General features: G+C 69.7%; 20 protein-coding genes. 9 read left to right on the top strand and 11 right to left on the bottom strand.

What is annotated here, in order from left to right; genetic code table 11:
• From ACIQWR_RS30560 to dnaA, 6 genes are all read right to left on the bottom strand, one after another.
• Positions 1-1,301 (bottom strand): ATP-binding protein (locus tag ACIQWR_RS30560; protein WP_404016063.1); only part of this gene is annotated, 1,301 nt, incomplete at its 3' end.
• A gap of 325 nt (positions 1,302-1,626) precedes the next feature.
• Positions 1,627-2,175 (bottom strand): DUF721 domain-containing protein, encoded by a 549-nt coding sequence (locus ACIQWR_RS30555; RefSeq protein ID WP_404016060.1) that lies wholly within the window; start codon positions 2,173-2,175, stop codon positions 1,627-1,629.
• Positions 2,172-3,323 (bottom strand): DNA replication/repair protein RecF, encoded by a 1,152-nt coding sequence (gene recF, locus ACIQWR_RS30550; protein WP_404016058.1) that lies wholly within the window; start codon positions 3,321-3,323, stop codon positions 2,172-2,174. The genes ACIQWR_RS30555 and recF overlap by 4 nt, the downstream gene beginning before the upstream one ends.
• A gap of 101 nt (positions 3,324-3,424) precedes the next feature.
• A complete protein-coding gene (gnd, locus tag ACIQWR_RS30545) occupies positions 3,425-4,300 on the bottom strand; it encodes a phosphogluconate dehydrogenase (NAD(+)-dependent, decarboxylating) (RefSeq protein ID WP_404016055.1) in 876 nt (291 codons plus the stop codon).
• Between the two features lie 176 nt (positions 4,301-4,476).
• Positions 4,477-5,607: a DNA polymerase III subunit beta gene (gene dnaN, locus ACIQWR_RS30540; protein WP_354378837.1), complete on the bottom strand. Its 1,131-nt coding sequence runs from the start codon at positions 5,605-5,607 to the stop codon at positions 4,477-4,479.
• An 844-nt stretch (positions 5,608-6,451) separates the two neighbouring features.
• The gene (dnaA, locus tag ACIQWR_RS30535; RefSeq protein ID WP_404016052.1) at positions 6,452-8,251 is read right to left on the bottom strand and encodes a chromosomal replication initiator protein DnaA; all 1,800 of its coding nucleotides are present in this window, start codon (positions 8,249-8,251) and stop codon (positions 6,452-6,454) included.
• 355 nt (positions 8,252-8,606) lie between these two features.
• Here dnaA and rpmH point away from each other — a divergent pair, with 355 nt between their 5' ends.
• From rpmH to ACIQWR_RS30490, 9 genes are all read left to right on the top strand, one after another.
• Entirely contained in the window at positions 8,607-8,744 is a 138-nt protein-coding gene (gene rpmH / locus ACIQWR_RS30530; RefSeq protein ID WP_112448007.1) for a 50S ribosomal protein L34, read from the top strand.
• A 24-nt stretch (positions 8,745-8,768) separates the two neighbouring features.
• Positions 8,769-9,143 carry a ribonuclease P protein component gene (gene rnpA, locus ACIQWR_RS30525; protein WP_354378839.1) on the top strand — a complete coding sequence of 125 codons (375 nt, stop codon included), beginning with the start codon at positions 8,769-8,771 and terminating at the stop codon, positions 9,141-9,143.
• On the top strand, positions 9,140-9,421 hold the full coding sequence (gene yidD / locus ACIQWR_RS30520; RefSeq protein ID WP_385773742.1) for a membrane protein insertion efficiency factor YidD: 282 nt from the start codon (positions 9,140-9,142) through the stop codon (positions 9,419-9,421). The genes rnpA and yidD overlap by 4 nt, the downstream gene beginning before the upstream one ends.
• 3 nt (positions 9,422-9,424) lie before the next feature.
• Entirely contained in the window at positions 9,425-10,534 is a 1,110-nt protein-coding gene (yidC, locus tag ACIQWR_RS30515; protein WP_404016047.1) for a membrane protein insertase YidC, read from the top strand.
• 15 nt (positions 10,535-10,549) lie between these two features.
• Positions 10,550-11,068 (top strand): protein jag, encoded by a 519-nt coding sequence (locus ACIQWR_RS30510; RefSeq protein WP_404016044.1) that lies wholly within the window; start codon positions 10,550-10,552, stop codon positions 11,066-11,068.
• Between the two features lie 108 nt (positions 11,069-11,176).
• Positions 11,177-11,893 carry a 16S rRNA (guanine(527)-N(7))-methyltransferase RsmG gene (rsmG, locus tag ACIQWR_RS30505; protein WP_385773736.1) on the top strand — a complete coding sequence of 239 codons (717 nt, stop codon included), beginning with the start codon at positions 11,177-11,179 and terminating at the stop codon, positions 11,891-11,893.
• Between the two features lie 269 nt (positions 11,894-12,162).
• Positions 12,163-13,251, top strand: coding sequence for a ParA family protein (locus ACIQWR_RS30500; protein WP_404016040.1), 1,089 nt, complete (start codon positions 12,163-12,165; stop codon positions 13,249-13,251).
• Positions 13,248-14,339 carry a ParB/RepB/Spo0J family partition protein gene (locus ACIQWR_RS30495; RefSeq protein ID WP_404016037.1) on the top strand — a complete coding sequence of 364 codons (1,092 nt, stop codon included), beginning with the start codon at positions 13,248-13,250 and terminating at the stop codon, positions 14,337-14,339. Before ACIQWR_RS30500 ends, ACIQWR_RS30495 begins: the two co-directional genes overlap by 4 nt.
• A gap of 105 nt (positions 14,340-14,444) precedes the next feature.
• Positions 14,445-15,062, top strand: a complete 618-nt coding sequence (locus ACIQWR_RS30490) for a GNAT family N-acetyltransferase (RefSeq protein ID WP_385773732.1) — start codon at positions 14,445-14,447, stop codon at positions 15,060-15,062.
• 127 nt (positions 15,063-15,189) lie between these two features.
• Here ACIQWR_RS30490 and trxA read toward each other — a convergent pair whose 3' ends face one another.
• The 5 genes from trxA to ACIQWR_RS30465 form a co-directional block, all read right to left on the bottom strand.
• The gene (gene trxA / locus ACIQWR_RS30485) at positions 15,190-15,534 is read right to left on the bottom strand and encodes a thioredoxin (RefSeq protein WP_399264459.1); all 345 of its coding nucleotides are present in this window, start codon (positions 15,532-15,534) and stop codon (positions 15,190-15,192) included.
• A 59-nt stretch (positions 15,535-15,593) separates the two neighbouring features.
• Entirely contained in the window at positions 15,594-16,553 is a 960-nt protein-coding gene (gene trxB, locus ACIQWR_RS30480; protein ID WP_399264461.1) for a thioredoxin-disulfide reductase, read from the bottom strand.
• A 125-nt stretch (positions 16,554-16,678) separates the two neighbouring features.
• The gene (locus tag ACIQWR_RS30475; RefSeq protein ID WP_404016033.1) at positions 16,679-17,608 is read right to left on the bottom strand and encodes a hypothetical protein; all 930 of its coding nucleotides are present in this window, start codon (positions 17,606-17,608) and stop codon (positions 16,679-16,681) included.
• A complete protein-coding gene (gene sigM / locus ACIQWR_RS30470) occupies positions 17,605-18,300 on the bottom strand; it encodes an RNA polymerase sigma factor SigM (RefSeq protein WP_399264465.1) in 696 nt (231 codons plus the stop codon). Before sigM ends, ACIQWR_RS30475 begins: the two co-directional genes overlap by 4 nt.
• A 26-nt stretch (positions 18,301-18,326) precedes the next feature.
• A complete protein-coding gene (locus ACIQWR_RS30465; protein ID WP_404016030.1) occupies positions 18,327-20,060 on the bottom strand; it encodes a serine/threonine protein kinase in 1,734 nt (577 codons plus the stop codon).
• Positions 20,061-20,120 lie beyond the last annotated feature (60 nt).

Below are 20,120 nucleotides of genomic sequence, written 5' to 3'. Positions count from 1 at the left end.
CGGGCCTTGCGGGCCGCGACGCGCGCCGTGGCGGCCTGGATCGCCTTGCGGATGATGTCCGCGGCCTCGGTCGGGTTCCGGTCGAACCAGTCGTTGAGGTGCTCGTGGACGACCTTCTGCACGAAGGTCTTGGCCTCCGTGTTGCCCAGCTTGGTCTTCGTCTGGCCCTCGAACTGCGGCTCGCCCAGCTTCACCGAGATGATGGCCGTCAGACCCTCGCGGATGTCCTCGCCGGCGAGGTTGTCGTCCTTCTCCCGCAGGAACTTCTTCTCGCGCGCGTAGCGGTTGACGAGGCCCGTCATCGCCGCACGGAAGCCCTCCTCGTGCGTGCCGCCCTCGTGCGTGTGGATCGTGTTCGCGAAGGAGTAGACCCCCTCGGTGTACTGCGAGTTCCACTGCATCGCGATCTCGACCGAGAGCATGCGCTCCTTGTCCTCGGCCTCGACGTCGATGACGGTCGGGTGGATCAGCTCGCCCTTGCGGGAGTTGAGGTACTTCACGAAGTCGACGATGCCGCCCTCGTAGTAGTACTTCACCGTGCGCGCCTGGTCGTCGTCGGCCTCCTCGGCCGAGTCCGCGCCCATCGTCGCCTTCGCCGACTCGCGCTCGTCCGTCAGCGTCAGGGTGAGGCCCTTGTTGAGGAAGGCCATCTCCTGGAAGCGGCGCGAGAGCGTCTCGAAGGAGTACTCGGTCGTCTCGAAGATGTCGCCGTCGGCCCAGAACGTCACGGACGTGCCGGTCTCGGCCGTCTCCTCGTTCTTCGCCAGCTCGGCCGTGGGGGCGCCCACCTTGTAGTCCTGCGTCCAGCGGAAGCCGTCACGCCGCACCTCGACCGCGACCCGCTTCGACAGGGCGTTGACGACGGACACGCCGACGCCGTGCAGACCGCCGGAGACGGCGTAACCGCCGCCGCCGAACTTGCCGCCCGCGTGCAGGACGGTCAGTACGACCTCGACCGCGGGCTTCCCCTCGGAGGGGACGATGTCGACGGGGATGCCTCGACCGTTGTCGATGACGCGGACGCCGCCGTCGGCCAGGATCGTCACGTCGATGGTGTCCGCGTGCCCGGCCAGGGCCTCGTCGACCGAGTTGTCGACGACCTCGTACACCAGGTGGTGCAGGCCGCGCTCGCCGGTCGAGCCGATGTACATGCCGGGGCGCTTGCGCACGGCGTCCAGGCCCTCGAGGACCTGGATCTGGCTGCCGGTGTACTCGACGGGGTCAGCGTTCTCGCCGGCGGTGGACTGGTTGTCGTTGGGGTTGCCGGAATCGGCCACGAAGCGCCCTTTCTGGCACAGCACAGGCCGTACTCCGGGCCAGCAGGCATGCGAGCAGGAGCGGCTGCGTCAATCTGCGTTGTCAGCTTTTGTCGACTGGATCCCGCAAGGCGGCGGGATTCCCGTCAGTCTACCGGTACCACGGACATGAATGGGGGTTTGCCAGTACCTGAGTCCGCATGTGCCGCCCTCAACCCGCACTCTCCGACTCCCCATATCCGGGCAGGGGCTCAAAGAGGCTCACACGGGCATCCAGCGCTTCGGCCTGTCAACCTCCCACCACCGTGAGCGAGACCACTGGCACGTCCGCGCGGGGCGGCTTGCCCGCACGCCCCCGGACGGTCCCGGCTCAGCCGTACGTGTCCCCCGGACCGCTGGTCCCCGGGGCCCGCAGCGGCCCGTACCGCGGGCGCCGCCCGCCCGGTCCCTGCACCTTGATCAGCCGGACCGTGCCCTGCCCGAGGTCCTCGTTGAGCCGGGCCACCAGCTGCGGGGCGAGCAGCTTGAGCTGGGCCGCCCAGGCCGAGGAATCGCAGCGCACTACCAGTTCACGGTCCTCGTAGCGCTCCGGTTCACAGTGCGCCGCCACTTCCGGGCCGACGATCTGCGCCCAGCGCTCCATCACGCCCGCGACCGCCATCGGCATCTCCCAGCCGCGCTCCGTGCGCAGCCGGTCCAGCGCCGCCATCAGCGGCATCGGGTCCCGGCCGTCCGCCCGGGCGCCCGAGCGCAGGCCCGGCTGGCCGTGCCGGGACTTCTTGCCGCCGGCCGTCAGCCCGCGCGCCCGCGCCTGCTCCCGCGCTGCCGCCAGGGCCTGGCGGGCCAGGTCGACGCCCGAGGGCTCGGGCGCCTTGCGCGCCGGCCCCTGCGCCCCGGAAGCGTTCCCGTCCTCGCTCACCACCGCGTCACCTCACCGCCGGACACCCCGAACCGAGCCCCCGCCAGCACCCCCGGAACATCGTCGTCCACGGCTGCCGTCACCAGCACCTGCTCACCGCCGGCCACCAGCTCCGCCAGCCGCTCCCGGCGCCGTGCGTCCAGCTCCGCGAAGACGTCGTCCAGGATCAGCACGGGCTCGCTGCCCTCGGAGCGCAACAGCTCGTAGGAGGCCAGGCGCAGCGCCAGCGCGTACGACCAGGACTCGCCGTGGCTCGCGTACCCCTTCGCGGGCAGCTCCCCGAGGCGCAGCAGCGCGTCGTCGCGGTGCGGTCCCACCAGGGTCACCCCGCGCTCGATCTCCTGCTTGCGGGCCTCGCCGAGGGCGCCCATGAGCACCTCGTACAGCGCTTCGCGGGTCCGCGCGGCGCCGGAGTCCACCGCTTCGCCCGCCGCTCCGGCCAGCGAGGTCGGCCGGTAGACGAGCCCGAGCGGGCCGCCGCCGGGCGCGAGCTGCTCGTACGCCTTGTCCGCCAGCGGCAGCAGGGTCGCGATCAGGTCGAGGCGCTGGGCCAGCAGCTCGGCGCCGGTGCGGGCCAGGTGCTGGTCCCACACGTCCAGGGTGGAGAGGTCCATGGAGCGGCCGCCGTGGCGGCGGGCCATGGCGGCCGACTTCAGCAGGGTGTTGCGCTGCTTGAGCACCCGCTCGTAGTCGGAGCGGACCGCGGCCATCCGCGGCGAGCGCGCGGTGACCAGCTCGTCCAGGAACTTGCGGCGCTCCCCCGGGTCCCCCTTGACCAGGGCCAGGTCCTCCGGCGCGAAGAGCACCGTCCGTACGATCCCCAGCACGTCCCGGGGTCTGACCTGCGAGGACCTGTTGATCCGGGCCCGGTTCGCGCGCCCCGGGTTCAGCTCCAGCTCGACGAGCTGCTGGCGCTCGCCCTGGGTCACGGCCGCGCGGATGACGGCGCGCTCGGCGCCCATCCGCACGAGCGGGGCGTCCGCGGAGACGCGGTGGCTGCCCAGGGTCGCGAGGTAGCCGATGGCCTCGACCAGATTGGTCTTGCCCTGGCCGTTGGGGCCCACGAAGGCGGTGACGCCCGGGTCGAGCGGAACCTCGACCCGGGCGTACGAGCGGAAGTCGGCCAACGACAGATGCGATACGTGCATGACGGCGCCGACCTCCCCCGGCCACTCACTCCTTGGTACTGCTGGTGCTGCTGGTACTGCTCGTGCTGCTGGTACTGCTCGTGCTGATGTGGCGCTCGCGGCTACTTCTTCTCGACCGCGTGGCCGCCGAACTGGTTGCGCAGCGCGGCGATCATCTTCATCTGCGGGGAGTCGTCCTGGCGCGAGGCGAAGCGCGCGAAGAGCGACGCGGTGATCGCCGGCAGCGGCACCGCGTTGTCGATCGCGGCCTCGACCGTCCAACGGCCCTCGCCGGAGTCCTGCGCGTAGCCCTTGAGCCCCGCGAGGTGCTCGTCGTCGTCCAGCGCGTTCACCGCCAGGTCCAGCAGCCAGGAACGGATGACCGTGCCCTCCTGCCAGGACCGGAAGACCTCGCGCACGTCGGTGACCGAGTCGACCTTCTCCAGGAGCTCCCAGCCCTCGGCATAGGCCTGCATCATGGCGTACTCGATGCCGTTGTGGACCATCTTCGCGAAGTGGCCCGCACCGATCTTGCCGGCGTGTACGGCGCCGAAATCACCCTCGGGCTTGAGGGCGTCGAAGACGGGCTGGACGGCGGCCACGTGCTCCGGCGCACCGCCGTACATCAGGGCGTAGCCGTTCTCCAGGCCCCAGACGCCGCCGGAGACGCCGCAGTCCACGAAGCCGATGCCCTTGGCGGCCAGCTCGGCGCCGTGCTTCTCGTCGTCCGTCCAGCGGGAGTTTCCGCCGTCGACCACGATGTCGCCGGGCGAGAGCAGCTCGCCGAGTTCGTCGACGGTGGACTGGGTGGCCGCACCGGCCGGGACCATCACCCACACCACGCGGGGAGCCTGCAGGCTGTCCACAAGTTCGGACAGGCTGTGGACATCGGCGAGGTCCGGGTTGCGGTCGAATCCGATGACGGTGTGGCCTGCGCGGCGGATGCGCTCGCGCATGTTGCCGCCCATCTTGCCGAGACCGACGAGACCGAGCTCCATCAGGTGGTTCCTTAAGCGTCGAGGCGATTCTTCCCGGGATTTCCCCGCGTCCGAGCCTACGCCGGGCCGCGCGGCCCGGCCCAGCTGGCGCCCCGGGAAGGCGGCAGGCCCGGATCCGCGGGCGGCGGGTCCGGGCCTGGGCGGCCTGCTGAGGGCGGGGTGCGGACGGCTCCGGGTCAGCCGGAGAGGCGCACCGGCATGATCAGGTACTTGTACGCCTCGTCCGCCTCGGCGTCGACGGCCGGGCGGCCGCTCAGCAGCGCGGGCTTGGTCGAGGTGGTGAAGCTGAGCTGGGCGGCGGGCGAGTCGATCGCGCTCAGGCCGTCCAGCAGGAAGGTCGGGTTGAAGGCGATCGAGATGTCGTCGCCCTCCAGCTTGGCGTCGACGCGCTCCACAGCCTGTGCATCGTCGCTGGAACCGGCTTCCAGGATCAGCACGCCCTGCTCGAAGCTCAGGCGGACCGGGGTGTTGCGCTCGGCGACCAGGGCCACGCGCTTGACGGCCTCGACGAAGGGCGCGGTCTCGATCACGGCGACTGAGTTGAACTCGGTCGGGAAGAGCGTGCGGTACTTCGGCAGGTCGCCTTCGAGCAGGCGGGTGGTGGTGCGGCGGCCCGCGCCCTCGAAGCCGATCAGGCCCTCGCCCTTGCCGGAGCCGGAGAGCGCCAGGGTGACCGTGTCACCGCTGGTCAGCGACTTGGCGGTGTCCAGGAGCGTCTTGGCGGGCACCAGGGCCACGGCCGAGGCCTCCGGGTCCTCGGGCTTCCACAGGAACTCGCGGACCGCGAAGCGGTAGCGGTCGGTGGAGGCCAGGGTGACGCGCTCGCCCTCGATCTCGATGCGCACGCCGGTCAGCACCGGCAGCGTGTCGTCGCGGCCGGCGGCGATGGCCACCTGCGCGGCGGCCGAGGCGAAGACGTCACCGGGAACGGTGCCGGTCGCGGTCGGCATCTGCGGCAGCGCCGGGTATTCCTCCACAGGCAGGGTGTGGAGTGTGAATCGCGAGGAGCCGCAGACCACGGTCGCCCGTACACCGTCTGTGGAAATCTCCACCGGCCGGTTGGGCAGGGCGCGGCAGATGTCGGCGAGCAGCCGGCCGGAGACGAGGACGGTGCCGTCCTCCTCGACGTCCGCCTCGACCGAGACCCGGGCCGAGACCTCGTAGTCGAAGCCGGAGAGGCTCAGGGAGCCTTCCTCGGCCTTCAGCAGCAGGCCCGCGAGAACGGGCACCGGCGGCCGGGCCGGGAGGCTACGGGCGGCCCAAGCCACCGCCTCCGCGAGTACGTCGCGCTCCACCCGGATCTTCACCGGAAACCGCCTCCTGCTGATTGCTGGCCTTCGTCGTCGGCTGGAGGCCTGCTGGCCCCGATGCCGGAGACCAGTCTGACGTACGGCGCCGACAGGCGTCGCTGCTGGCGGTCAAGTCGGGTGGGAGGTGTCGGGAAGCCGCTCTCGACGAGTTGTGCACAGGGCCTGCTTTAAAACCAGACCAGGCCTAACTGTCTATGGGAGTAGTAGTAGGGGCTGTGGATACGGTGGATAACTCCCTTTCCGCAGGTCAGCAGCCCTTTTTTGTCCACCGACCCTGTGGGTGGAGCCGGTGGAAAACCCATGGTGTCTGTGGAGAACAAAAACTTCTGCACAGGCCGTCCCCAGGAGGGCCCGGTTACTCCACAGGTGCGTCCCCAGGTTTCCCCCGGTACTCCACAACCCAAACGTCCACATCGGTGTGACGGCTTTCACTCGGGCCGGTGAGAAGGCCCCTCGTGTTGCCGAACAGTGGACAACGGTGTGGAGAAGCACGCCGACCCTGTGCACTGCCGCTTCAAACCTGTGGGTTGCCGGTGGACAGAGCCGTGGACGAACCTGTGGACAAAAAGTTGTCCACACCCTGTGGACAACGTTTGTGCACAATTCCACAGGGTCATGACCTGGGCTGATGATCGCTCAGGCGGTACCCCTGTGGACAGATTGTGGGTGACGGGAACAGTCCCCAGGCTGTGGACGACGGAAAGTCCCCCGATCTGTGGATGAGTTGGCCCGCGGGGGGCGTATTCGAACAACTTGGGGGCGCACGCACGAAGAAGGGCGCCCCCGGTGTGGTCCGGGAGCGCCCTTCGAGGGTGCTCGCTGGCGGGCCAGAGGCCCGGAATCAGGCGTTCTTGATGCGGTTCGTGAGCTCCGTGACCTGGTTGTAGATGGACCTGCGTTCGGCCATCAGCGCGCGGATCTTGCGGTCCGCGTGCATCACGGTGGTGTGGTCGCGGCCGCCGAACTGCGCCCCGATCTTGGGCAGGGAGAGGTCCGTCAGCTCCCGGCAGAGGTACATGGCGATCTGCCGGGCCGTGACGAGCACCCGGCTGCGCGAGGAGCCGCACAGGTCGTCCACGGTCAGCCCGAAGTAGTCGGCGGTGGCGGCCATGATGTCCGAGGCCGTGATCTCGGGGGCCGAGTCCTCGCCGCCCGGGATCAGGTTCTTCAGTACGTCCTCGGCCAGGCCGAGGTCCACCGGCTGCCGGTTCAGGCTGGCGAAGGCCGTCACCCGGATCAACGCCCCCTCCAGCTCGCGGATGTTGCGCGAGATCCGCGAGGCGATGAACTCCAGCACCTCCGGCGGGGCGTGGAGCTGCTCCTGGACCGCCTTCTTGCGCAGGATCGCGATCCTGGTCTCCAGCTCGGGCGGCTGGACGTCGGTGATCAGGCCCCACTCGAAGCGGTTGCGGAGCCGGTCCTCCAGGGTGACGAGCTGCTTGGGCGGCCGGTCGGAGGAGAGCACGATCTGCTTGTTCGCGTTGTGGAGCGTGTTGAAGGTGTGGAAGAACTCCTCCTGCGTCGACTCCTTGCTCGCGAGGAACTGGATGTCGTCGACGAGCAGGATGTCCATCTCGCGGTAGCGCTTGCGGAAGGCGTCGCCCTTGCCGTCGCGGATCGAGTTGATGAACTCGTTGGTGAACTCCTCGGAGCTCACGTACCGCACCCGGGTGCCCGGGTAGAGGCTGCGCGCGTAGTGCCCGATCGCGTGCAGCAGGTGCGTCTTGCCGAGGCCCGACTCCCCGTAGACGAAGAGCGGGTTGTAGGCCTTGGCCGGGGCCTCGGCGACGGCGACCGCGGCGGCGTGCGCGAAGCGGTTGGAGGCACCGATGACGAAGGTGTCGAAGAGGTACTTGGGGTTCAGCCGGGCCGTGGGCTCCAGCGGGCCGGAGGAGGAGCCGCCGGAACCGCCGGTCGACCCCGACTGCCGGCCGGTGCCGCTCTGTCCGCCGGGACCGCCGGGACCGCCGGGACCGGTGCGTCCGGGCGCGGGGCGGGGCGCGGGCTGCTCGTATTGCTGCTGCTCGTAGCCCTGCTGACGGTTCGACTCGTACTGCTGCTGTTCGTACGAGGGCTCGTAGCCCTGGGGTTCGGGCTGCTGGAGGTAGCCGGGCTGCGGGGAGGCGTACGGGTCGCGCTCCGGGTAGCCGCCGAGGCGGGGCTGCTGCCAGCCGTACTCGTCCTGCTGTCCGCCGCGCGGCCAGGCGCCGGGCTCGGGGCGCTGCTGCTGGTAGTCCGGGTAGGCGGGCCGCCCCGTCGGGAGCTGGTCGTCGGTGGGGCCGGTGTGACCGCCGGTGCGCGAGCCGGGGTAGGGCCCCGGCTCGTAGGAGTCGTGCTGCGGGGCCGGGGGCTGGGGCGCGGGCTCGCCCGCCGAGTCGTCCACCGTGATGGCGATCCGGATGGGGCGGCCGCACTCGCGGCTCAGCGCGTCACTGATGAGGGGGGCGAGGCGCCCTTCCAGTACCCGCTTCCCCCATTCATTGGGAACGGCGAGCAGCGCGGTGTCGGCGACGAGCGCCAGCGGCTGGCAGCGCTCGACCCACTGCTTGTCCTTGGGCTCGATGCCCTGCTGACCTTCCCCGAGCAGCTTCTCGAGCACGCGCGGCCACACTGCGGCAAGATCGGCAGGTACGTCAGCCACAGAGCACGCTCTCTCACGGGGGTCCCACGAATGTGTGGTTCTTTGGGACGGTCGGGACAAAAAATCAGGGGTCGGGCAACGGTAGTCAGGCCGACGGGTACGGTTCAAGTCGTTGTCCACAGCCTGTGCACAGTGGACCACGTCACCGGCTCGGTTTGACCGGATGGCGTAGCCGCGCGTACCGTAACGAGGTCGAGTTGTCGATGGCTGCTGCCGCCTGCCTACCGATGGGCGAAGATCACTGATTGTGATCATGTAGCGGTGCCACTCGGGCGAACACGTGAGTTTCCTCGTGGGCGCACGGTGACAGCCAGGCGATGTCCCGCCACAACGATTCATTCTCTGGAGCCCCCGAGTGAGCAAGCGCACCTTCCAGCCGAACAACCGCCGTCGTGCCAAGACCCACGGCTTCCGTCTCCGGATGCGTACCCGTGCCGGTCGCGCGATCCTGGCCAACCGCCGCGGCAAGGGCCGTTCCGCCCTCTCCGCGTAACCAACGCACACAGGTCGTGACGTCGTGCTGTCTCCCGAAAATCGGCTGAGGCGGCGCGAGGACTTCGCGAGCGCGGTACGCCGAGGTCGCCGGGCTGGTCGCCCGCTTCTCGTCGTTCACCTACGTACCAGCGGTGCCACGGACCCGCACGAGCCGGGGGAGATCGATCCCTCGACGCGTGCGGGTTTCGTCGTCAGCAAGGCCGTGGGTGTCGCCGTCGTCCGTAACCGGGTCAAGCGCCGACTCCGCCATCTGGTCCGCGAGCGGCTCTCCGAGCTGCCCGCCGGTAGCCTGGTGGTGGTGCGTGCGCTGCCCGGAGCGGGTGATGCCGACTACGCCGATCTGGCCCGGGACCTGGATGCCGCACTGGCGCGGCTCCTGGGAGGCGTGGCTCGATGAAGTACCCGCTGCTCGCCCTGATCAAGCTGTACCAGTGGACGATCAGTCCGCTGCTCGGACCGGTGTGCCGCTATTACCCGTCGTGCTCTCGCTACGGGTTCGCGGCCATCGACCGGCATGGTGCGGTGAAGGGGACAGTACTGACCGCCTGGCGGATCCTGCGGTGCAATCCGTGGAGTCCTGGCGGTGTGGATCATGTCCCACCTCGTAAACGCCCGCGTTGGCACGAGCAGCTGCGCAGTGCGTTGCGTCGATCTCGCAATGCTCAAGGAGCCTGATTAGTGGACACGATTGCCAGTCTGTTCAGCTTTATCACCTATCCCGTCTCGTGGATCATCGTTCAGTTCCACAAGGTCTACGGCGCGGTCTTCGGTGCGGACAGTGGGTGGGCCTGGGGCCTGTCCATCGTGTCCCTGGTGATCCTGATCCGTATCTGCCTGATCCCGCTCTTCGTGAAGCAGATCAAGTCGACGCGGGGCATGCAGGCGCTCCAGCCGAAGATGAAGGTCATCCAGGAGCGCTACAAGAACGACAAGCAGCGTCAGTCCGAAGAGATGATGAAGCTGTACAAGGAGACGGGTACCAACCCGCTCTCCTCGTGCCTTCCCATCCTCGCGCAGTCGCCGTTCTTCTTCGCGCTCTACCACGTGCTGTCGAGCATCGCCAATGGCACGACCATCGGCGTCATCGACAAGCCGCTGCTGGAGAGCGCCCGCCAGGCGCACATCTTCGGTGCCCCGCTGGCCGCGAAGTTCATGAACACCTCTGAAGAGGTCGCGCGCCTGGGCGCCTCTATCGTCGACGTGCGCATCGTGACCGCGGTCATGATCGTCATGATGTCGTTCTCGCAGTTCTACACCCAGCGCCAGCTGATGGCGAAGAACGTCGACCTCTCGGTCAAGACGCCGTTCATGCAGCAGCAGAAGATGCTGATGTACATCTTCCCGCTGATCTTCGCGGTGATGGGCATCAACTTCCCCGTCGGTGTTCTCGTCTACTGGCTGACCACCAACGTGTGGACCATGGGCCAGCAGATGTACGTGATCAGCCAGAACCCGACGCCGGGCAGCAAGGCGCAGGACCAGTACCTGACCCGCCTGGTGAAGCACCTCGGTTCGCACGGCGAGGTCAAGGGCCGCGGCAAGAAGAAGATCGTCGCGGCGATCGTGGCCAAGGGCCCGGACCGCAACGACAACGAGCGCAAGTTCATCACCACGCTGGCGAAGCAGGGGCTGGCCGCCCAGGCGGACGGTTCGGTGATCAAGAGCTCCGAGGCCACGGCGGACGCGGACGCGGCGAGCGGTGGTGCCGCGAAGCGGCAGCAGCCGAAGCGGCAGTCGAAGTCGCAGCGGCACAGCCCGCCCCCCAGCAAGCCCTCCACCAAGAAGTAAGAAGGAGTCCATCCCGTGACGGAAGGCACCATCTCCGCCGCCGCCGCTGCCGAGGGCGGCGACACCCTGACCCGCCTGGAGCAGGAGGGTGAGATCGCGGCTGACTATCTTGAGGGTCTGCTGGACATCGCGGATCTGGACGGCGACATCGACATGGACGTCGAGGCCGACCGGGCCGCGGTGTCGATCGTCAGTGATTCGGCCGGCCGTGAGCTGAACAAGCTGGTGGGGCGGGATGGTGAGGTGCTGGAGGCTCTGCAGGAGCTGACGCGTCTGGCCGTGCACCGGGAGACCGGGGACCGCAGCCGGCTGATGCTGGACATCGACGGCTTCCGTGCGAGGAAGCGCGAGGAGCTGTCGATCCTGGGCGCGCAGGCCGCGGCCGACGCGAAGGCCTCGGGCGAGCCGGTGAAGCTGGCTCCGATGACTCCGTTCGAGCGCAAGGTCGTGCACGACGCCGTCGCGGCGGCCGGCCTGAGCAGCGAGTCCGAGGGCGAGGAGCCGCAGCGCTTCGTCGTTGTGCTCCCGGCCTGATCGCAAGCGTGAGTGTTCGGCCCCGTCTGTGTCGCAGGCGGGGCCGAAGTTTGTCAGCCTGACTGTTGAACTACACGATTTTTAGTGCGGTACGGAAGGACGGTCCCCGTGACGGAGACAGCGGAGCTTCCCCCGGCGCCGGAAGAGGCGCACGCGGTATTCGGTGAGTACTTCCCGGAAGCTGTCCGCTACGCGGAGCTGCTGGCTGACGCGGGAGTGGAGCGCGGCCTGATCGGGCCGCGCGAGGTCCCACGGCTGTGGGAGCGGCACCTGCTGAACTGCGCGGTGCTGTCCGAGGTGGTGCCCGAGGGCGTCACCGTGTGCGACGTGGGTTCCGGGGCGGGGCTGCCGGGGATTCCGCTGGCCCTGGTGCGGCGCGACCTGAAGATCACCCTGCTGGAGCCGCTGCTGCGGCGCACGAACTTCCTCCAGGAAGCCGTGGAGCTGCTGGGCCTCGACCACGTGACCGTGGTGCGCGGCCGCGCGGAGGAGGTCCTGGGCAAGGTGCAGCCGGTGCACGTGGTGACGGCGCGCGCCGTGGCCCCGCTCGACCGGCTGGCCGGCTGGGGCGTGCCGCTGCTGCGTCCGTACGGGGAGATGCTGGCGCTGAAGGGCGACACGGCCGAGGAGGAGCTGGTGGCGGCGAAGGCCGCGCTGGCGAAGCTCGGTGTGGTGAAGACCTCGGTGCTGCACGTCGGCGAGGGCGTCGTGGATCCACTGTCGACCGTGGTCCGCGTCGAGGTCGGAGAAAGCCCCGGCGGGGTGAGGTTTGCGGCCAAGCGGGCTAAGGCGGCCCGGGTCTCCCGTACTCGTCGACGTCGTTGACCGGCGGGCCGACCGGCCCCCGCTGATCCAACCATGGGTCCGTTGCGCCCTATAGGTATGGATTTCGGAGTGTCGTAGCGGGCTGATGACTCCGTCCGGGCATCGTGTTTCACGTGAAACGTCGCTCTCTGCTGCACGGAATCATCAGCCGTGGCCGCGCGGCCACCTCCCCGCGCGACCGCAAGGACAACCCGAGGGTGATCGAGTTGTCCACAACGGGGGAATCATCCACAGGAGTACGGGCCCCGCTGGTTCGCGACCCCGATGGCATGGCAGGCTCTGTTCATCGCGAGCCTGATGTCGAGGAGAGTGAACCCGTGCGGTCTGACGCCAACCTCGCGGGGCCGATGGCCGACCCGGTCCCCGGTCCCCGCTCAGAGTCGGCGGGCGACGATGTTTCACGTGAAACATCGCCTCCGCCCCTTGTAGACAACGACACCCCCATCGGCCGTGCCGCCCAATTGGCGGTAGAGGCGTTGGGCCGGGCCGGTGAAGGTCTGCCACGACCTGACCAGACCCGGATCATGGTGGTCGCCAACCAGAAGGGCGGCGTCGGTAAGACCACGACGACGGTGAACCTGGCGGCGTCACTGGCGCTGCACGGTGCGCGCGTCCTGGTCATCGACCTCGACCCGCAGGGCAATGCCTCCACCGCGCTGGGCATCGATCACCACGCTGATGTTCCGTCGATCTACGACGTGCTGGTCGAGAGCAGGCCGCTGCTGGAGGTCGTGCAGCCGGTGGCCGATGTGGAGGGCCTCTTCTGCGCTCCGGCCACGATCGATCTGGCGGGTGCCGAGATCGAGCTGGTGTCGCTGGTGGCCCGCGAGAGCCGGCTGCAGCGGGCGATCCAGGCGTACGAGCAGCCGCTCGACTACATCCTGATCGACTGCCCGCCCTCGCTGGGCCTGCTGACGGTGAACGCCCTGGTCGCGGGCGCGGAGGTGCTGATCCCGATCCAGTGCGAGTACTACGCGCTGGAGGGTCTGGGACAGCTGCTGCGCAACGTGGACCTGGTACGGGCGCACCTCAACCCGAATCTGCACGTCTCCACGATCCTGCTCACCATGTACGACGGCAGGACCCGGCTGGCCTCCCAGGTCGCCGAGGAGGTGCGCAGCCACTTCGGCAAGGAGGTGCTGCGGACGAGCATCCCGCGGTCGGTGCGCATCTCGGAGGCGCCGAGCTACGGCCAGACGGTGCTCACCTACGACCCGGGCTCCAGTGGCTCCCTCTCCTATCTGGAGGCGGCGCGAGAGATCGCGTTTCGGGGGGTCGGAATCCAGTACGACGCCCGGCACGCCCATCTGGGCGCCGGTGTGAACAGCACGCAGAGCATGTCGGAGGGGATCCAGTGAGTGAGCGACGTAGGGGTCTGGGGCGGGGACTCGGTGCGCTGATCCCCGCGGCTCCGCAAGAGAGGACTCCGGCGGCCGTGGCCGCCGGATCGACGTCACCGTCGGCCGTGCCGCTGCTGCCGTCGGAGCGGGGGATCGCGGCGGCGAAGCTGGCGTCGCTGGCGCAGGCCGATGTTTCACGTGAAACGGAGCGGGCCGCGGCCGCTGTCGAGCCGGAGTCGACCGGGCTGTTGGAAGCGACACCGGTGGCCGGGGCGACGTTCGCCGAACTGGCCATGGACGCGATCACGCCCAACCCGCGTCAGCCGCGCGACGTGTTCGACGAGGACGCGCTGGCGGAGTTGGTGACCTCGATCCAGGAGGTGGGCCTGCTCCAGCCGGTGGTCGTGCGGCAGTCGGCTCCGGGTCGCTACGAACTCATCATGGGTGAGCGGCGTTGGCGGGCCTGCCGCGAGGCGGGGCTGGAACGCATCCCGGCGATCATCAGGGCGACCGATGACGAGAAGCTGCTGCTGGACGCGTTGCTGGAGAACCTGCACCGGGCACAGCTGAACCCCCTGGAGGAGGCGGCGGCGTACGACCAGCTGCTCCAGGACTTCCACTGCACCCACGACCAGCTGGCGGACCGGATCGGGCGTTCGCGTCCGCAGGTCTCCAACACGCTGCGGCTGCTGAAGCTGTCGCCGCCGGTGCAGCGGCGGGTGGCGGCCGGTGTGCTGTCGGCCGGGCACGCGCGAGCGCTGCTGTCGGTGGAGGACTCCGAGGAGCAGGACCGATTGGCCCACCGGATCGTGGCCGAGGGTCTGTCGGTGCGTGCGATCGAGGAGATCGTCACGCTGATGGGGTCGGAGCCGACGAGTTCGGTGAAGCCGAAGGGACCGCGGGCGGGGACGCGGGTGGCTCCGGCGCTCACCGATCTGGCCTCGCGCCTCTCGGACCGCTTCGAGACGCGGGTGAAGGTGGATCTGGGTCAGAAGAAGGGCAAGATCACCGTCGAATTCGCGTCGATGGAGGACCTGGAGCGCATTCTGGGGACGCTGGCGCCGGGTGAGGGCCGCGTACTGGAACAGGGGCTCGCCGGGGAGTGATCCCCGGCCGCCGCGGGGGCGGGGCGTGCCGGTGAGAACCGGTACGCCCCGCCCCTTTGCCGTGCTCCGGTGTGGGAGAGCGGGGCCTGTGGATACGATGCGTTCATGGGTCGCCGGGTCGTACCGCTCACGCTGGACAACCTCCGGGACCTGCCCAGGCGTTGCCGCTCCTGTGTGTTCTGGGAGCTGGACCCCGTCAGCGGCAATGCCGCGGTGAAGTCCGGTACCGCGGAGCAGGAGAAGGAAGCGTGGATCTCCGCGGTCCTGCTGGAGTGGGGTTCCTGCGGCCGGGTGGTCTACGTCGACGAGGTCCCGGTGGGTTTCGTGCTGTACGCCCCGCCCGCCTATGTCCCGCGGTCGATCGCCTTTCCCACCAGTCCCGTGTCGCCGGACGCCGTGCAACTGATCACGGCGTGGATCATGCCCGGTTACCAGGGGCAGGGTCTGGGCCGGGTGATGGTGCAGACGGTCGCGAAGGACCTGCTGCGGCGCGGGTTCCGGGCGATCGAGGCCTTCGGGGACGCGCGCTGGGAAGGGCCGGCCTGCTTGCTGCCCGCCGACCACCTGCTGTCGGTGGGCTTCAAGACGGTGCGGCCGCATCCGGTGCATCCGCGGTTGCGGCTGGAACTGCGGTCCACCTTGTCGTGGAAGGAAGACGTGGAGATGGCGCTGGACCGGCTGTTGGGCGGCGCGCGCAAGGAACCGGCGCTCCGGCCGTTGTGAGCCGGGTGGTGGAGAACGCGCGGACGGGGCCGCCCCCGCAGGGGCGGCCCCGTCCGTGTTCCCGCACGTCTCAGCGGGTGGAGGTCTCGGAGACGCGGCGTCCAGGACGCCGTGGGTCCCGGACTGCTCAGGCGACCGGCTTGATGGTCACGAAGGCGTCGAGGTCGCGCAGGATGGCGGCCTTCGGCTTGGCGCCGACGATGGTCTTGACGACCTCGCCGCCCTGGTAGACGTTCAGCGTCGGGATGGACATGACGCCGTACTTGGCGGCCGTGTCCGGGTTCTGGTCGATGTTGAGCTTGACGATCTCGATCTCGTCGCCGTACTCGGCCGCGATGGCCTCCAGGGACGGGGCGATCTGGCGGCACGGGCCGCACCATTCGGCCCAGAAGTCCACCAGAACGGGCTTGTCGCTGGCCAGGACGTCTGCGTCGAAGCTCGCGTCGGTCACAGTCTTCAGGGTGCCGGCCACAGCGGCCTCCTTTTTCTTCTGCGGGGTGTGGGGTGTGGGGTGGTGCCGTTGAGAGGGACTCAGACCGCCGCGGCGGCGTGCTCGGCGTCCGTGAGGGCGGCCAGGAAGCGCTCGGCGTCGAGGGCGGCGGAGCAGCCCGTGCCGGCAGCGGTGATGGCCTGGCGGTAGGTGTGGTCCACGACGTCACCCGCGCCGAACACGCCGGTCACGTTGGTGCGGGTGGAGGGGGCGTCGACCTTGAGGTAGCCCTCGCCGTCCAGCTCCAGCTGGCCCTTGAAGAGTTCGGTGCGCGGGTCGTGGCCGACGGCGATGAAGAGGCCGGTGACGGGCAGCTCGGACGTCTCGCCGGTCTTGGTGTTGCGCAGCGTCAGACCGGCCAGCTTCGGGTCGCCGTGGATCGCGGCGACCTCGCTGTCCCAGGCGAACTTGATCTTCGGGTCGGCGAAGGCGCGGTCCTGCATCGTCTTGGAGGCGCGCAGGCTGTCACGGCGGTGGATGATCGTGACGGTCTTGGCGAAGCGCGAGAGGAAGGTGGCCTCCTCCATCGCGGTGTCGCCGCCGCCGACGACGGCGATGTCCTGGTCCTTGAAGAAGAACCCGTCGCAGGTGGCGCACCAGGAGACACCGCGGCCGGAGAGCGCGTCCTCGTTGGGCAGGCCGAGCTTGCGGTGCTGGGAACCGGTGGTGACGATGACGGCCTTGGCGCGGTGCACGGTACCGGCGGTGTCGGTGACCGTCTTGATGTCACCGGTGAGGTCGACCGAGACGATGTCGTCCGGGACCAGCTCGGCACCGAAGCGCTCGGCCTGGTCGCGCATGTTGTCCATGAGGTCGGGGCCCATGATGCCGTCACGGAAGCCGGGGAAGTTCTCGACCTCGGTGGTGTTCATGAGCGCACCGCCCGCGGTGACGGCGCCCTCGAAGACGAGGGGCTTGAGCGAGGCACGTGCGGTGTACAGGGCAGCCGTGTAGCCGGCCGGCCCGGAGCCGATGATGATCACGTTTCGGACGTCGCTCACGGGTACTTTCCTCGTCTCTGCGGACTGCTTCTTGCCTACCGGGGGGCCGGTGCGGACTCTCACCCCACCCAACGGATCCTACGGCGCGAGCATTCCCGAGTTGTCCTCGTGGCGTCCGTGACGGTTCAGCGTCGCGGGTAGGTAGTGGTCAGCAGTACCTTTCCGGGTCCGGCTCCGGGGGTGTCCGCGCAGCCGGATTCGACGAGATACGCGTCCACCCGGGCGGCGTCGCCGGAGTGCGGCAGGACGACCAGGTAGACCGGGGTGCCCTGGTAGCTGCCCGGCCCGCTCGCGAGCGGCGTCTCCGGTCGGCCGGTGCCCTCCTGGACGCACTGCGGCAGGGCATCGGCGGTCCGGCGGTCCTGGGGGGCGACCGCGCCGTCGGGGGCGACGTTCTGGAGCCCGGGGCTCTGCTGCGTCGTGGTGGCCCGCCCGGTGCTGCTCGCCGCGGTGAGCAGCTGCTCGACGCTGGAGCGCAGGTTCTGGGCGGAGTACTCCCCGGATGCCTTGGGCTGGGACAGTGTGCTGGCCGCGTCCGTGCGGGCCCGGTCCCCCGAGGGGGAGTCCGGCAGAGCGGCGAACAGGAAGATCCCGAGGGCGCAGGCGGCTGCTGTGACCAGTCCCGTCACCACGGCGAACCGCCTGCGGGCCCGGCGGCGCCCGGGGCCGGTGGACCCGCCGGGACGGCCTTCGGGGGCTCGGGTGGCGGGAGGTGTTTCACGTGAAACATCGGGCCCGGAGCGGTGAACGGGAGTCGAGAGGGGCTGCGGGGCGGGAGCGCGGGAGTCGAGGAGCGCTTCCGCGGCCAGTGCCGCGTCGATCCGGCCCGCGATCCCCACGGGCATCCGGGGCGGCCCGGGCAGGGTGCCGAGCAGGGAGCGGATCTCGTCCAGGGACGCGCGGACATCGGCGCACAGGGCGCAGTCGGCCAGGTGTCGCCGTACCTCGGACGTCCGTGAGGGAGACAACAGGCCCTCGGTGAGGTCGGAGATCTCCGAGACGTCCGGGTGTCGGATCGTGCCGGTCGCACCGGTCGCACCGTTGGTAGGGCTCATGCTCGTCCACCTCCGCCCTTCACCGAGTCTGGGTCTGGATGCCTGGGGTCTGCCGCTGGTGGGACGGATGTCCCCTGCGTCCGGTTCCTTCCCCGCTCAGCGGGGGTGTTATCCCCGGGATCGGCGCGCAGATGAGTGAGTAGTGGGACGAGTTTTGCCCGGCCACGGGCGCACCGGCTCTTCACGGTCCCGGTGGGGACGTCGAGGATCCGGGCGGCTTCGGCCACGGGATAGCCCTGCATGTCGACCAGGACCAGGGCGGCCCGCTGGTCGGCGGGCAGGGTGGCCAGGGCGGCCAGGAGCTGCCGGTGGAGCTCATGGCGCTCGGCGGGCGCCTCGGCGGACTCGTGGGGCTCCAGGAGCCGCTCCAGGCGGTCCGTGTCGTCAAGGGGCGCCGTCTTGCGCGAGGCGGCCTTGCGGGCCCTGTCGAGGCAGGCGTTGACGGTGATCCGGTGCAGCCAGGTGGTGACGGCCGATTCGCCGCGGAAGGTATGGGCGGCCCGGTAGGCGGAGACGAGGGCGTCCTGGACCGCGTCGGCGGCCTCCTCGCGGTCGCCGAGCGTGCGCAGGGCCACCGCCCACAGCCGGTCGCGGTGGCGCCGCACGAGTTCACCGAACGCGTCGGGGTCTCCGGCGGCGTGCAGCGCCAAGAGTTCCTGGTCACTACGACCACCGGGTGCGGCGTCGTCCAACGGTGAGCCCCTCCCCTGCTGCGGCCTCAGCCGGAGAACTTCACGTCCGTCACGCCCTGCTTGTAGCCCTCGCCGCTGTACTGGTCGACACCGGACATGGGCATCGCCGTGAACCAGACGAGGACGTAGCGCGTCTTGACGGGCTTCTCCGCCGTCAGGGCCAGGCTGGTCTCCGAGGTGGTGCCCGTGGTGATCTTCTTCATGGAGCCGACCTGGGTCGACGAGGACATGGAGTCGGCCGCGTAGAGCGTGACCGTGGTGTGGTCACCCGCGTAGCGCAGCCCTATCGAGGCGGCGGAGACCTCTTGTTCGGATCCGAGGTCGTAGACGATCCCGACACCCGCCTTGTAGTGGGCCTTCATCTCGGGGCCGTCGACGAAGCTCCTGGTGTGCCAGTAGCTGGAGGCGTCCCCGTCGTAGGTGTTGGGGACTCCCGCCGTGTCCTGGGCCTTGCCGTCCGGGTAGTACTCCTGCGCGGTCTTGATCGCGATGGGGGCGGGAGTCTTCTTCGCCGGCGTGTCGTCGCCCTTGGGCTGCGGGTTCTGGTCCCCGGCGCTGCCCTGGTTGCCCCGCAGGAGGGTGTCGGCCAGCTGCCAGCTGCCCAACCCGAGCGCGGCGATGAGCAGCGCCGCGACACCCCACTTCAGGGCGCGGCCGGTGCGGCTCTGGAGCGGGGGCGGCGGAGGGAGGGGGGCCAGCGGCGTGGCGGTGGTGACCCCGTTGTGCGTCGCCGGACGGCCGTAGCTGCCCTGCTGGTAGGTCGTGTGCTGGTATTCGGGCGGAGCGGTGAACGCGGGCTCGGGAGGCCGGATGCGGGGCATCGCGGCGACGGCCTTGGCCAGCTCCTCCGGGGTGGTGCAGGCGGGCTCCTGGCGGGAGGCGGTGGCCCCGTCGTTGGCGAGCGCCCGCATGGCGAGTTCGCCGAGACCGCGGTGGACGCCGGCGCGGACCTGGTCCGGGGCGATCAGGCCGACGCCCTTGGGCAGGCCGGTGAGGCCGTAGGCGTCGTTCTCGTAGGGCCAGCGCTGGGTGAGGGAGGCGTAGAGCAGTGCGCCGATCGCCTCGGTGTCCGCACGCTGCGGGGTCTCACTGGTGATGCCGCGCAGCGCGGCGTTCACGGCGAGGCCGCGGATGCGGTACTGGCCGGTGGAGGTGCGCAGTATGGCGCTCGGGGTGAGCCGCAGATGGGCCAGGCCCTCGCGGTGGGCCGCCGTCATGGCCTGGGAGATCTGGCTGACGAGCTGGTAGGCGTCGTGGGGCTCCAGCGGGCCCGCGGCCAGCAGGGCCGTCAGCTCGGTGGCGTCGGGCAGCCATTCGTGGACGACGTAGACGAGGTCGTTCTCCTCCACGGCGTCGAGGACCTGGACGAACCGGGGGTCACCGAGCAGGGCGGAGGAGCGGGCGGCGGCCAGGACCGAACGGGCCCTGGGGTGGTCGGCGGGCAGCAGGTGGACGCCCACGGCCCGGCGCAGCTTCTCGTCCATCGCACGCCAGCTGCTGAATCCGTCCAGACGGGTGACGCACTCCTCGAGCCGGTAGCGGCGGGCGAGCTTGTGACCGCTGTGCAGCTCGGGGGCGGCGGTGGGCGCGGTGGCCTTGGCCTTCTTGGGTTCGCCGTCCGATTCGGGCATGGGTCCGTCCGCGGCTCGTCCGTCCTGGATCTCAGCCCCGTCGGCCGTGGCCTTGGCCGCCTCGGCGGCCGGCGGCTCTTCGCCGCTGTTGTCGGCCACGTCGACGGCAGCCGTGCTACGTTCCGCCACCGTCGTTCCTGCCTCCCCATTCGATACGCGCTGTCGGCCAGTCTGCGAAGCCGTGCCAAT

This window comes from Streptomyces sp. NPDC098789 (assembly GCF_044759975.1).
Taxonomy (GTDB): Bacteria; Actinomycetota; Actinomycetes; order Streptomycetales; family Streptomycetaceae; genus Streptomyces.
The sequence above is the reverse complement of the archived record's forward strand: the minus strand, read 5'-3'. Positions and strand labels throughout refer to the sequence as shown.